Below are 13,162 nucleotides of genomic sequence, written 5' to 3'. Positions count from 1 at the left end.
TGCTTTAAAATAAACTATATCAACAAAATCCCCATACCCAAATGAGTAGAGAATTTAATGTAATTATTGAACGTGATGCTGATGGTTATTTCGTCGCATCTGTACCCAATATTCACGGTTGTCACACGCAAGCAAAATCTTTAGATGAACTGATGGAACGGGTGAGAGAAGCAATAGAACTGTGTTTAGAAGTAGATGAAAGTCCATGCTGGTGAAACAATTGGAACTGGATTAATCACACAAATACTCCGTGATTGTCAAGTAGATAGAGAAGAATTTAAAACCTTACTTTAAAATAGATAATTAAGGAATTTTTACAATAATAAAAAATCATTTTAGCATAATTTTTAAATACATGAATAAGGGTTTAGCATTGCTAAACCCCTACATAATTTATTGATTCTTTGCTAATAAAATATCTACTGCCAAACGTAGATAAGCAGAAACAAAACAATCCAGATAACATCAACAAAGTGCCAAAACAAAGAAGTGGCATTTATCCCAAAATGGCCATTATCAAAATTACCAGGAACGAAAGAACGCAACAACATAATTAACTGTAACAGAATACCCGTAAAAACGTGCAAACCGTGAAAACCAGTTAATAGATAAAACATTCCGCCGAAAGTACCAGAAGTAAACCCAAATTCCAGTTCACTCCATTCTACAGCTTGGCCATAGAGGAAATAACCACCCATAACCATTGTTAAAAATAACAATAGACGATAAGTCTTTAAATCATGCTTTTCCAGAGCCTTTTCGGCAAAATAAATCACAAAACTACTAGAAACCAAAACCACAGTATTAATGCTAGGTTCTTTTATTTCCAAACCAGAAACACCAGGCGGCAACCAATTAACAGCAGAAGTTTTGTAGATAATATAGCCAGCAAAGAAACTCAAGAAAATGACACTTTCCGATAACAGAAACACAATAAAACCAAACATTTTACTGCCTTCTTCATCATGTCCATGCTCATGACTAACATGATCTAACTCATCAGGAGAAACAGAACTATCCATCATAATTTCCAAATCAGTAAATTAGTGAGAAATAAGATCCCCGACTTCTGTTATAAATTCCTACAACTTATTTAGAAGATAAAAAAAGAAGTCGGGGATCTAAACCTTGACAAATTATTCATGTTCAGAAGATGCCATTAATTCAGCCTTACCATAACCATAAGGCTCACAAGTAACAATCGGAAGTTCCTCAAAATTCTCAACAGGAGGGGGAGAAGAAACAGTCCATTCCAAACTAATTGCTCTCCAAGGATTAGCAGGAGCTTTTTCTCCATCCATCCAAGAAATTAACATATTGAAGATAAAAGGAAGAGTAGACATTCCTAACAGGAAAGAACCCAAACTAGCAACAATATTCCAACCAATTAATTCAGGTGCATAGGAAGCAACCCGGCGTAACATCCCTTGCAAACCTAATGGGTGCATGGGTAAGAAATTTAAATTTGTGCCGATAAATGCTAACCAAAAATGGACTTGTCCCCAACCTTCATGGAACATTCTGCCAGTCATTTTGGGAAACCAATGATAGATAGCAGCATACATTCCCATAGTCACAGTTCCATAGAGAACATAATGGAAATGTCCCACTACAAAATAAGTATTATTAACGTGAACATCTACTGGAACAGAAGAAAGCATAATTCCTGTAATCCCAGCAAACACAAACATTACCAAACCACCCAAAGCAAATAACATGGGAGTAGTTAAGCGAATTTTCCCACCCCAAATAGTTGCCACCCAAGCAAATACCTTAATCCCCGTGGGAATAGATACAAACATGGTTGTCACCATGAAAAATAACCGTAGCCAACCAGGAGTACCACTCACATACATATGGTGTACCCAAACAATGCCGCTAACTACAGCAATTAACATTGAAGAAACAGCAACGACTTTGTAACCAAATAAAGGTTTGCGAGAATAAACGGGAAATATTTCCGAGAAAATCCCGAAGATAGGCAAAATAATTACATACACAGCGGGGTGAGAATAGAACCAGAAATAATGTTGAAACATTACTGGATTTCCGCCTTTAGTAGGATCAAAAAAGGCAGTTCCCACTGTAATATCAAGAAGTAGCATTACTGCCCCGGCTGTTAAAGCTGGCAGTCCAAATAATTGGATAATTTGGGCGCTAAATACTGCCCAAACAAAGAGGGGCATTCTAAAGAAACCCATGCCCGGCGATCGCATTTTCACAATGGTGGTGACAAAATTCACCGCACCCATAATGGAAGAGACACCAGAAATAGCCACCGCTAATAACCAAAGAACTTGACCATTAATCAAGTTGCCCGTGGGGTTTTGGGTACTAACGGGGGGATATGCCCACCAGCCAGATTGAGCCGGTCCACCGGGAACAAAGAAGCTGGCCATGAGGAGAATTCCCACTACAGGAACCATCCAAAAAGCGACAGCGTTCAAGCGGGGGAATGCCATATCTCGCGCCCCAATCATCAGGGGAACGAGGTAATTAGCCATACCAACAAGAGAGGGAAATGTCCACAAAAACAGCATCACTGTTCCGTGCATGGTGAACATTCCGTTGTACACTGTGCGGTCAATTAAATCTGATTCCGGGGTGATAAGTTCTCCGCGCAAAATCATGGCGAAGATACCACCAACCAAGAAGAACATAAAGGAGGTAACGAGGTATTGAATCCCGATAACTTTATGGTCGGTACTGAAGCTGAAGTATGTTCTCCAGGTTTGGGGCGGTTCGTGGTGATGTGATTCACCAGCAACATGAATGGGGATGTTAGTCATGTGTTAGTTGTCAGTGGTCAGTTGTTAGTAGTAAAGAAAAATTACAGAGTTAACCAGGGAAGTTGACTAATGGAGGCGCTGCGGGTTCAACAGTTTTCCAACCACTGTCAATGCCGTTTTCTATTTTCAGGGCATATTCAGAAGCCGCTTGGTTGGAGGCTGGACTGGGTTTTTGACTCGCAGCTTTGCTTAACCACTGCTGATATTGACTAGGTGATTCCACAATGACCTTAGCTCGCATGGTGGCAAAGTATGTACCGCTATACTGAGAGTCGGTCAAATCATACGCACCGGGGCGAATGGGGGTAAATTCAAAGTCGAGGTCGTTACCAGGAATAATGTCTTGTTTGAGGCGGAAAGCGGGGATATAAAAGCCGTGAAGTACATCTTCCGAATGGAGATTTAGACGGATACGGCTACCCTGAGGTAAATGCAATTCTGTACTGGTAACATTGCTTTGGGGATAATGAAACACCCAAGCCCACTGTTTAGCTAATACATCAATGTGTTCTAAATCCTCACCTGCTGAAACTGCTGAAGCTTCACCCAGTGCAGCATCAGCGGTTTCTGTCTTCATCGGATTATGTAAATGGATCTGATGAGAAGGTCCCTGGATGCCCATTTCTTCGTAAACTTGGTAACTATAACCCGCAATCCATAACACCAACATAATTGGGATTGCCGTCCAAACTACTTCTAAAGTAACGTTACCTTCAATATGCGGACCATCGCCTAAATCATTGGCTTTCGCCCGGTGGAAACAAATAGAATAGAAAAGAGTAGCAGTTACTCCCAGGAAAATTAAAGATCCTAATGTTACCAAAAAGCTAAATAAATCATCAATTAGATGAGATTCAGCAGCCCCTTGGGGAGGAAGCCAAGAATAAGCCTGTTTACCAATCCATAGACTAGTAAGAGTTACCGCAACTGCCCCAGTAACTATGGTCAAAAAGTTGAGAAATTGCCGAATTTTCATAATGGTCAGTTGTTAGTTGTCAGTAGTCAGTAGTCAGTGGTCGGTTGTTAAATCAGAATTTTTACCGATTACCAATTACTAATCACCCATTACCGATTACCAAATATTTGATTGATGTCTTTTCCGGCTCTTAGTAATTTATCGGCTGTATTGTGAACACCAAAATCTGCCGCCAAGTGCGCTCCTAATGTGCCGTGAAAATACATCAGCAACATAATAATTACACCGACGACCAAGTAAGAAATTTGGACTTCTCTCTCTTCGTATTTGCCGATAACGTAACGTTGCCAACCCCTCCAAAAGGTCATACCGACAATCATCGCTAATAGCAATACGCCGCCCACACCATGCCACATCATTGTCGGCATTGCCAGCATTCCCCAAGGACTTTTGATATCTGCTGGTGGGGCTGCCAACAACATTTCATAAAAACCTGCACCAACCGTGAAAAATGTAATCACAGCCGCAGCAAAAATGTTGTACCAACCTACATCAAATAATTGAGAACGTTCAACCTTAATTCCCAAAAACTTGAACAACCATTTTTCCACAGGAAAAAATACACCTAAAAGATCAAAGATAATGGCAATGATAAATAAACCTAATGTAAGATGTACCAAATTAGGATGAATCGGAATGGCATAAGGTAAACCATTTGCACCCATTTGGTGACTAATTTGGTCTAATAATTCTGAATTCATGGCAAGATTCCATCCTTTACCGCTTCCACAACAGGTACAGTATGTAAGCCATACACCCATACAAGTTCATCACCAAGATATACTTGAAATCCAACCAGGACTGTTAATAAAACTGCCACAGCTATGTAATGAAATGGAAGTTTTTTTGAGTTACGACTTCGCAACACATAACGCCAAGCTGTAATTGCAGCAATAATACCTGAAAGTGACCAACCGATAAGAGTATGAACATTTAATACTGATTTAGCCAGTTCGTAGGGTTTAGCTAAACCAGCTTCAAATTGACCAAAAATAATCGCCACAAAAATAGCTACTGTGGCAATACACATATTCCACCAACTCACCTCAAATAAGGTAGTTTTCCCAGTTAAATACCCAGCGACATCACAAAAAACAGAAAATAGAACCATCGCAATTACAAAGTGAACCACGATAGGATGTAAGGGATCTGGATATGGTAAATTATGCTCATTCAATGAAGTGAAAAAATCCAGCATTAAATTCTCCTAGACTTACTACTCCTTAGCCAACCTTGAATAATTGCTAGATACTCACTAACATCAATAAATTATTTGATAAATATGCTGTGAGTTCGCTGCAATGTATAACCAAATAGCCAATTACTTTTGGTCAAGTTATTTCCTCATAGTGACAACAGCAATTATGGATGTAGCTAAACTAAATCACTGTTAGAGGTTGAATTTACTAGATGTAAATTTTTATGAATTGTCCAAAAAACTAAAAGCAGAACTTCTAGAATTAATGAGAGAGACAACAACAGATTTTGATCTTGGCTCTATTACAATATTTTTAAATCAAAACCAAATATTTTTATGTTTATTGATGTACAATTACAAATTATCACTTTGTAATTTAAAAGACCGAAATATATAGTTTTTAGAGTAGGTATGATCTGGGTTAAATAAGATTTCAAGAATAATTAAACGCAGATGTAGCTTGCTTACCGAAGGGTACGCAGACAGAGAAAGATGATTCTGTGCAATATTCTCTTTTTGCGCCTCTGCGCCTCTGCGCCTCTGCGTGAGACAGAATGCAATTCACTGATCCAAAAATCGCTGTCAACTGATATTTGTATTTATACTAACCTAAATCCCCAAATCCCTAATTAGCCTTGATAGGGATTATCTAGTCTATCTACAGAAACATTAACAGATAATGGTAGCCGACCGGGATTTAAACGGGGTTCAGCCGCATAACCTACAGGTACTAAAACAGCAATACCTATATCTGGGTCATTTTCTGCACCAATTATAGCTTTGACCTGTTCCTCAATCCAACCATTCATAAAGCAGGTGGATAAACCCAAACTTTCCGCTGCTAACACTAAATTTGTAGCAGCTATCATGGCATCTTTAATGGCGTATTCCCGGCGCTTGTCTCCTAAACTAGCTTGAAATTGCGGAATCGCACCTCTAAAATAATTAACTGTTCCCTCATTCCAAGCCCCAGTGGCTGCACCTTGCTCTAAAATGGGTGTTAAATCTTTTCCTCCCGCAGCAGCGTCAGCCGCGAAAACAAAGGTAACAGGTGCTTGAATAATTTGTTGTTGCTTCCAAGAAGCTGCACATAATGCTTCTTTTTGGGCTTGGTCCTGCACTAAAACTATTCTCCACGATTGGACGTTAAAACTACTGGGTGCAGCTACGGTTAATTCTACCAGTTGCTTAAGTAGTTCTGCGGAGATGGGATCTTGTTTAAAGGTTTTGATGGAACGACGTTGTACTATGGCAGTAGGTACGTCTAATGCTTTGATTTGGGTATTTGAAGTCACGGTATTTTCCTCTGTTTTATCCTATGTGCTTAGAGTAACGCTTTTTTGTACGCATTTCAATTGATGGACTTTTATCCAGAATGCACTTCAATCAACCGTAAGGTAAATTGCATATTTTCTGGCACTGGTCATGGTTGAACTGATTAACAGTATAAACACTGTTTAACTCAGTATAAGTAAAAATTCAAGCATTTGTAATTATTGAGAAGCCGGAAATTATTTACAGGACTTACGCGACCGGCACATTGGTAGGGTGCGTCAGACTGCATAAATCTTGCAAATAAACAGATTGTTGATATCTGACGCACCCTACAACAGATTTTTAGTGTGACACTTGCGTAAGTTCTAATTCAATCACCTGAATTTCATCAAGTTGATTAATCACTACATCTGCACCTTGAACATTATCTGCCCTAGCAATCCAAGTAATCCCAATACAGCCAGCAGCCTCAGCATCACGCGCCATTTGCATATCACCCATAGAATCACCTACCATTAAAGTTGTCTCTGGTGATACTCCCAAGGCTTGGCAAGCTTCTAAAAACAGGGTTGGATCTGGTTTACTAGGACCTTCATCAACACCTTTTTCTAGTTGCAAATAATCGCTTAATTGGTGAGTATTGACAAATTTTTTGACTTCTTGAGTCGTTGCTGCTGACAGGATTCCCAATTTTAGCCCTGCTGCTGACAAGGACTTTAATATCTCTAAACTACCCACAAATAAAGGTGAAGGAGTTTTACCAACATATTGATCAGCTTCTTCTAAAGCTTGACGGGCGATTTTTAAGGATTCAAACCATCCCCTGCCAGTTTCTGCAATGTAAGCTGCTGCTGCAACTTCTGTTTCTCTACGACTCGCTACTGATATTAAACCTGCTGGATCTAAGAAATTGCCATTAATACCAAAAGCCATTAATAAAGGTTCGCCAATTCCAGGAATTTGTGCGTCTATCATCCGTGCTGCTTTTTGTCCCAATGTTCTTAAATATGACTCTGAATCTTCTAAAGTACCGTTTTTATCAAATAAAATTGCTTCAATATTAGAAAACGCAATGTTTTTACATTTAATAGTTGCCAAAATATCTCACCCCATTCATATTAATTGCGGATTTTAGATTGTAAGTAAAAAAAAAGAGGGGTTTCCCTCTTCATAATATACTTTAACAATCTGAGTTGTAATCACTGGCAATTATCAATCTATGATTCAATAGCTGCGGGGATCTCTTCTTCAATCTCTGTTGCTGGAGGAATTTCTTCCTCAACTACAGTTTCCATAGGTGCAACTTCTTCAGCTACGGCTTCCACATCTGTAGCTTCTACAGGTGTAGTAATGCCTTGCTGTTTGGCAAGCAATTGTTCCCGATACTTAGCTGCCATTTCTTCGGCCTTATCGTAAACCAAATCACGGTTTTTGATCATGTCACCAGGTTCGGGTTCTAACTGTTTAGTAGACAGTGAAATCCGTCCCCTTTCTGCATCCAAGTCAATGATCATTACTTTCACTTCATCATTAACATTGAATACACTATGAGGAGTATCAATATGCTCGTGGGAAATCTCAGAAATATGTAATAGTCCGCTCACTCCACCAATGTCAATGAAAGCACCGTAAGGTTTGATACCGCGGACAGTACCAATGACCACTTCGCCAACTTCCAAACGGTTCATTTTCCGCTCAACCAGCGCTCGACGATGGGAGAGAACTAAGCGGTTACGCTCTTCATCTACTTCTAAGAATTTCAAGGGCAGTTCTTCGCCTACCAAATCTTCCTTGGGTTTGCGAGTGCTAATATGAGAACCGGGGATAAAGCCGCGTAGTCCTTCAATTCGCACTAATGCACCACCACGGTTGGTTGCGAAAACGCCAGAACGGACAGTAGCATCTTCTGCTTGCAACTGCCTAACTCGCTCCCAAGCCCGCATATACTCAATCCGACGAATTGAAAGGGTGAGCTGACCATCTTCATTTTCATCGGTAAGGATGAAAAATTCCCGTGTTTCGTTTGATTGTAAGACTTCTTCCGGGGCATCAACCCGGTTAATAGACATTTCTTGTATGGGTATATATGCTGCGGTTTTCGCACCTATGTCAATCAGAGCGCCGCGCGGCTCTATACTGAAAACTGTACCCGGTACGACATCTCCAGGGCTGAAGTGATAGTCGTATTTATCAAGTAGAGCAGCGAAATCTTCGTGGGTAAATCCAATTTCTGTAGCGGTTAAGTTCTGATTGACCATGCTAATGTGTTCCTGGGTCTAGTCTCCGTAAAGGTTTTGTCATAAATTCAGTTTATATGTAAGTAGTGGGAGGACAATTTCCACTTACATTGCTGTCTTATCCTAGCTTAGAATAGCTAGTCTTAACACATATTAACTTCCAGACATAAAATTATATCATATATGGCGGTGAATAGGGAATAGGTAATGGGTAATATCTGAGTTTTAATACCTAAACCAAAATATCCGCTGCTACTTATGATAGTAACAACGGATATTGTTAGTATATATTCCCTAATTAATTGGGAATAAATAACCTATTTCTCTTTTTTCTCAAACCGGGGGGGTTCGCGGAAGGCGATTGAAAAAAAGAGTACACCTATTGCTAGGGCTAAAATCAAGATGTAAGCAACACTTTCCATATTTTTCAGATCCTGCCTGTTGAGCCAGTAATTTTAGTTTAACAAACCACAGAAAAAGCATGAAGTAGAAAAATCTACTTCACACCTCATCCAAGTTTTAAGCTTCCTTTCTCCGGCGAGTTGTCTTGTCACCCAGCTTCTGGAAAAGACCCCATTCAACTTGTTCTTCTTCAATTTCCACACCGGCAAATACATCACGGTAGATTGTCCGTGAACCGTGCCACAAGTGACCAAAGAAGAATAATAGAGCAAATACAGCATGACCAAAGGTAAACCAACCTCTAGGAGATGTGCGGAATACACCGTCAGAGTTCAAGGTTTCTTTGTCAAATTCAAATATTTCTCCACCTTGAGCTTTGCGGGCGTACTTCTTCACATCAGCGGGATCTGTAAAGGTTTGACCATTCAGGTTCCCACCGTAGAAGCTGACTTTTACCCCAGTTTGTTCAAAGCTGTATCTAGATTCTGCGCGACGGAATGGGATGTCAGCACGGATAACGCCATCTTTATCAGTCAAAATGACTGGGAAGGTTTCAAAGAAGTTCGGTAGACGACGAACTGTTAATTCCCGTCCTTCTGCATCTGTGAACACAGCGTGACCTTGCCAAGATTCAGCAATACCATCACCTTTCACCATTGGACCTGTACGGAATAGACCACCTTTCGCGGGGCTATTACCAACATAATCGTAGAAAGCCAGTTTTTCAGGAATTTGCGACCAAGCTTCGGTCAAAGAAGCACCTTCAGCAACGCTTGTTTGCACACGACGCTGAATTTCTTGGCGGAAGTAGTCTTGATCCCATTGGTAACGGGTAGGACCAAACAGTTCGATTGGGGTAGCAGCGTTACCGTACCACATGGTTCCGGCTACTACGAAAGCAGCGAAGAATACAGCAGCGATACTGCTGGAAAGTACGGTTTCAATATTACCCATCCGTAGGGCTTTGTATAGCCTTTCGGGAGGTCTAACGGTGAGGTGGAATAAACCTGCAATAATACCGACGATACCAGCCGCAATGTGGTGAGCGACTATGCCACCTGGATTATAGGGGTTAAATCCAGATGGACCCCATTCTGGGGCTACTGGCTGAATACTGCCTGTTAGTCCATAGGCATCAGATACCCACATTCCTGGACCAAATAGTCCAGTCTGGTGGAATGCACCAAAACCAAAACAAAGTAAACCGGATAAGAACAGGTGAATACCAAACATTTTTGGTAAATCTAGTGCAGGTTCACCGGTGCGAGGATCTCTAAAGAGTTCCAAATCCCAGAAAACCCAGTGCCAAACGGCAGCTAAGAATAATAAACCAGAGAGAACGATGTGAGCGGCAGCAACGCCTTCAAATGACCAGAAACCGGGGTCTACTGCTGTGCCACCAGTTACACTCCAACCGCCCCAAGACTCGGTTACGCCTAAACGTGCCATGAAGGGAAGTACGAACATCCCTTGTCGCCACATGGGGTTGAGAACTGGATCACTAGGGTTATAAACGGCTAGTTCGTACAGTGCCATTGAACCTGCCCAGCCAGCTACTAAAGCTGTGTGCATTAAGTGTACAGAAATCAGCCGACCTGGATCGTTGAGAACGACTGTATGTACTCGATACCAAGGTAGTCCCATTGACTACAAGCCTCCTGGATAGTTATGTTTACAAAGCAATTTTCTTACGGAGGTTCACAGATGACGGAAACCGTCAATTAGAGAACTCTCTGAGTTTTTTTATTGCTGATTTTGAGTTTGGCAATACTGACGCACTACCATAGTTTGAGTTCTTTTGTCAAGAACTGGCTGTTTGAGTGTTTGGGTAATTGCTAAACAAAAATGAGAATATTTTAAAAAGTGTAACTATTGATGGAACGCTTTGCAAGGGTTTCTATTGCTGGAGTTACGTAGCTTGTGGCTTAAATATCGCTATCAGTCCCCAGAAATGCTGGTTATAACCTGATCTATTGGGAAGGCTGAAGTTTTTTCAGTCCACTATTCCAGGATAAAACTAAATCGGGGTTTTGTTGGGCGAACTGCTGGCAGCAGCACTTTGCGATCGCTTGTAGACAAACCACAGGTTTTATTTTAGACTGGCTGTTCTTCAGTGTTTGCGAATATTTACAACATTGTGACTTGCCTTTTTAATATATATATGCTGAAATAAGTATTAATTATGATGTCTTTCATGGCAGCATACAAGATTTAACTGCAATTATTTTTAGTGTGCCTCAATTTTTCCCATTCCCTATTAATACTACACAGAACTGTATCTCAATTTCAGATACTAGTGTCAAATTTGGCTAGAAGTAAAAGCAAGTAAAAATTTAGGAGTTTACCAAGCAATGGCAGTTTCGCTAACTAAAGGACAACGGATTTCACTAGAAAAAGTAGCTCCCGGACTCACCGAAGTATTTGTGGGTTTGGGCTGGGATGTTAAGGTTGTGGATACTGGCTTGGATTTTGACTTGGATGCCTCCGTCTTTATCCTGGGAAGTAACGAAAAACTAATTTCTGATCAGCACTTCATTTTTTACAATAATCTCACCAGTCCAGATCCTGCCAAATCAGTCCAACACACTGGAGATAACCTGACAGGTTTAGGTGATGGTGATGATGAAGTCATTAAGATCAATTTACAAAAAGTCCCTGCGGATGTTCACAAAATAGTCATCACTGTCACTATTCACGAAGCAGCAGAACGGCATCAAAACTTTGGTCAAGTGCAAAATGCCTTTATTCGGGTTGTAAATGCTCAAAACGAAAAAGAAGTTATTCGCTATGACCTAGTTGAAGACTACTCCATTGAAACTGCATTAATTATGGCTGAACTGTACCGCAAAGATGGAGATTGGCGGTTAAATGCCGTTGGTTCAGGCTATCAAGGGGGATTGAAAGCTTTATTAGATCGCTTTAGCTAGGAGAAATTAAACATGGCAATTAATCTCCAGAAAGGACAGAGAATTTCCCTTTCTAAAGAAGCTCCTGGTCTAACTAAATTGATGTGTGGACTGGGTTGGGACGTAGTTAAACGCTCTGGTGGCGGATTTTTTAGAAGTTTTGGTGGTGGTGGTCATGACTATGACCTAGATGCCTCTGTAGTTTGCCTGGATGCTAATGGTAAATTAACAGCCAAAGAAAACATAATCTACTTTGGGAATCTTCAACATTCATCAGGATCAATCGTCCATACAGGAGACAATTTAACTGGTGCTGGTGATGGTGATGACGAAGTAATCATTATTGATTTACCTCGCATTCCTGCTGATATTGCTAAACTAGTCTTCGTCATCAATATTTACGATTGTATTGCTCGTAAACAAGATTTCACCCAAGTGGACAATGCCTTTGTTAGATTGGTAAATTCAGCTAATAACAAAGAATTAGCTCGATATAACCTTTCTGGAAAAGAGTATAGCGGTATGACAGGAATGGTTTTAGCTGAAGTTTATCGCCACAATAACGAGTGGAAAATGGCAGCTATTGGGAATGGTGTTAGTGTTAATGGTTTAGGGGAACTTGTTACGTCTTATTGTTAAATAATGTCACTTTACGATCGCCTGAATTTAACCAAAAAAACTAAGACCAATCGTAAATTGCAAGTTCCCATCTGGGAACGGATTAATCTTGACAGACCAGCAAAACCAAGTTGTCAAGGTTGCCGTTCTCGGATTCAACTTGATTGGCGTGTGTGTCCATCATGTGGCACATTTCTAATTATTAAAGATCAAGAAATACGTCATTGTATCTGGGTAGATATTTCTGGAATCGTTAACACAACTGATAACAATAGCACCATGCTAGAAATCATGGCAGATGCTTTGTCTAAGGTTTTTAGTGCTTTTAGAAGTGTTCATGTATTTTTGACTTCAGACGAACCAGAGGAGAAAGAATGGGGGCGTAATTTCACTCATGTATATGTATTTGCAGATCAACAACCAATAGATTATTTAGGAATAGCCAGTTTCCGCCATCATCAAGTTACAGATATTGCTGGTGTTCGCATTGACCAAATTCTTCATACTTCCAATCAGGCTAGTTTAAATTTAGGTCAATTGTCTAATTTAATTGCTAATACTATCGCTCATGAAATTGGTCATACATTGGGATTAGATCATTCATTATTACCTACAGATGTCATGCACGATGGACTTGATCATCGGATTCATAGTTTAATGCCTCCTTCTTTTCATGTAGGACAAATTATCTCCATGAATAAAGCTATTTGTCAACATAAATCTTTGTCATAATTGAAAATTAAATTAAATCATTGATAACC

The 13,162-nt window shown here is 40.2% G+C and carries 14 protein-coding genes; 4 read left to right on the top strand and 10 right to left on the bottom strand.

Going from position 1 to position 13,162, the window contains the following annotated elements:
* Nucleotides 1-41: 41 nt before the first annotated feature.
* A complete protein-coding gene (locus CA730_RS14110; protein ID WP_096668179.1) occupies nt 42-215 on the top strand; it encodes a type II toxin-antitoxin system HicB family antitoxin in 174 nt (57 codons plus the stop codon).
* Between the two features lie 204 nt (nt 216-419).
* Here the strand turns inward: CA730_RS14110 and CA730_RS14105 are convergent, their stop codons facing one another.
* From CA730_RS14105 to psbB, 10 genes are all read right to left on the bottom strand, one after another.
* A complete protein-coding gene (locus CA730_RS14105) occupies nt 420-1,022 on the bottom strand; it encodes a cytochrome c oxidase subunit 3 (protein ID WP_096668177.1) in 603 nt (200 codons plus the stop codon).
* A gap of 114 nt (nt 1,023-1,136) precedes the next feature.
* Nucleotides 1,137-2,789: a cytochrome c oxidase subunit I gene (gene ctaD / locus CA730_RS14100; RefSeq protein WP_096668175.1), complete on the bottom strand. Its 1,653-nt coding sequence runs from the start codon at nt 2,787-2,789 to the stop codon at nt 1,137-1,139.
* A gap of 49 nt (nt 2,790-2,838) precedes the next feature.
* Nucleotides 2,839-3,765, bottom strand: a complete 927-nt coding sequence (locus CA730_RS14095; RefSeq protein ID WP_096668173.1) for a cytochrome c oxidase subunit II — start codon at nt 3,763-3,765, stop codon at nt 2,839-2,841.
* Nucleotides 3,766-3,854: 89 nt separating this feature from the next.
* A complete protein-coding gene (locus CA730_RS14090; RefSeq protein WP_039199347.1) occupies nt 3,855-4,466 on the bottom strand; it encodes a DUF2231 domain-containing protein in 612 nt (203 codons plus the stop codon).
* The gene (locus tag CA730_RS14085) at nt 4,463-4,963 is read right to left on the bottom strand and encodes a DUF2231 domain-containing protein (protein WP_027401298.1); all 501 of its coding nucleotides are present in this window, start codon (nt 4,961-4,963) and stop codon (nt 4,463-4,465) included. Before CA730_RS14085 ends, CA730_RS14090 begins: the two co-directional genes overlap by 4 nt.
* 629 nt (nt 4,964-5,592) lie before the next feature.
* The gene (locus CA730_RS14080) at nt 5,593-6,258 is read right to left on the bottom strand and encodes a nitroreductase family protein (RefSeq protein ID WP_096668171.1); all 666 of its coding nucleotides are present in this window, start codon (nt 6,256-6,258) and stop codon (nt 5,593-5,595) included.
* Between the two features lie 322 nt (nt 6,259-6,580).
* Nucleotides 6,581-7,336, bottom strand: coding sequence for an HAD family hydrolase (locus tag CA730_RS14075; protein WP_096668169.1), 756 nt, complete (start codon nt 7,334-7,336; stop codon nt 6,581-6,583).
* A gap of 119 nt (nt 7,337-7,455) precedes the next feature.
* Entirely contained in the window at nt 7,456-8,496 is a 1,041-nt protein-coding gene (locus tag CA730_RS14070; protein ID WP_053538713.1) for a 30S ribosomal protein S1, read from the bottom strand.
* A 296-nt stretch (nt 8,497-8,792) separates the two neighbouring features.
* Nucleotides 8,793-8,897, bottom strand: a complete 105-nt coding sequence (locus CA730_RS14065; protein ID WP_039199353.1) for a photosystem II reaction center protein T — start codon at nt 8,895-8,897, stop codon at nt 8,793-8,795.
* A gap of 97 nt (nt 8,898-8,994) precedes the next feature.
* Nucleotides 8,995-10,521, bottom strand: coding sequence for a photosystem II chlorophyll-binding protein CP47 (psbB, locus tag CA730_RS14060; RefSeq protein ID WP_096668167.1), 1,527 nt, complete (start codon nt 10,519-10,521; stop codon nt 8,995-8,997).
* Nucleotides 10,522-11,228: 707 nt separating this feature from the next.
* Between psbB and CA730_RS14055 the strand changes: the two genes are divergently transcribed.
* Genes CA730_RS14055 through CA730_RS14045 form a run of 3 tightly spaced genes read left to right on the top strand, consistent with a single transcriptional unit; the run spans nt 11,229 to nt 13,133 of the window.
* A complete protein-coding gene (locus CA730_RS14055) occupies nt 11,229-11,804 on the top strand; it encodes a TerD family protein (RefSeq protein WP_096668165.1) in 576 nt (191 codons plus the stop codon).
* A gap of 12 nt (nt 11,805-11,816) precedes the next feature.
* Complete coding sequence (locus tag CA730_RS14050; RefSeq protein ID WP_096668163.1) at nt 11,817-12,422, top strand: TerD family protein; 606 nt, start codon at nt 11,817-11,819, stop codon at nt 12,420-12,422.
* Between the two features lie 3 nt (nt 12,423-12,425).
* Nucleotides 12,426-13,133 carry a zinc-dependent metalloprotease family protein gene (locus tag CA730_RS14045; protein ID WP_096668161.1) on the top strand — a complete coding sequence of 236 codons (708 nt, stop codon included), beginning with the start codon at nt 12,426-12,428 and terminating at the stop codon, nt 13,131-13,133.
* Nucleotides 13,134-13,162 lie beyond the last annotated feature (29 nt).

Origin of the sequence: Dolichospermum compactum NIES-806 (assembly GCF_002368115.1) — a bacterium.
GTDB classification, from domain to species: domain Bacteria; phylum Cyanobacteriota; class Cyanobacteriia; order Cyanobacteriales; family Nostocaceae; genus Dolichospermum; species Dolichospermum compactum.
The sequence above is the reverse complement of the archived record's forward strand: the minus strand, read 5'-3'. Positions and strand labels throughout refer to the sequence as shown.